The organism is Streptomyces sp. SID1328 (assembly GCF_009865595.1).
Classification (GTDB): Bacteria; Actinomycetota; Actinomycetes; order Streptomycetales; family Streptomycetaceae; genus Streptomyces; species Streptomyces griseoluteus.
On sequence record NZ_WWKH01000194.1, the window covers coordinates 1 to 708 of the forward strand.

The 708-nt window shown below is 76.7% G+C and carries 1 protein-coding gene; it reads right to left on the reverse strand.

Annotated elements, in window-relative coordinates:
- Positions 1-708 (reverse strand): RICIN domain-containing protein (locus GT030_RS05755; RefSeq protein ID WP_161200141.1); only part of this gene is annotated, 708 nt, incomplete at both ends.

Genomic DNA, 708 nt, shown 5'->3' on the forward strand with positions numbered 1-708 from the left:
CGTCCCCGCCGCAGCGGTCCCGGTACGGGGGGCAGGTGTCGTCGGCCGTCGCGCCGGGCGTGGGACTGGCGGACGGCGTGGCCGGGGGCGTCGGGCTCGGTGTCGGACTCGCGGAGTGCGCGGTCGGGGCCGGCTTCGCCGGAGTGCGGTGGGCGGAGGCCGTCGGGCTGCCCTTGTCCCAGTTGACGACCTCCATCTGCGGGTCGTTGCGGGCGGTGTCCACGACCCAGCGCTGGACGGCGGTCTCGGCGCGGTTCTTCAGCACCAGCGCGCCGGAGCCGTCGGTGGCGGCCGGGGTGAGGGCGAGGTTCTGGTTCCAGCGGGGCACGAGGGTGCCCTGGAGGGTGAAGTCGTAGCGGATGAAGCGGCCGTCGGTGCCGGTGGCCGAACAGGGGGCGAGCCGGACCGAGTAGCCGAGGCGGGAGTCCAGGCAGAGGGCGGGCGCCGCGTCGCTGCGCAGCCGGCCGTCCGCCTCGTACCGCCAGCGCTGGTCTGGTGCCGTGGAGCAGGTGACGACCTCGGTCTCGGCGCCCTCGACGGCCTTCTTCCCGACGATGCCGACGCAGCGCCCGGAGGCCACGTTGTGCAGCCGGCCCCGGACGGTCGGCCGGTTGCCGTCCGCGCCCGCCCAGGACGGCTGCGGGGCGGGCCTGGAGGTGTCCGGCGCCGGGGACGGGGTGGCGTCGTGGGCGGTGGTGGGGCCGTCGT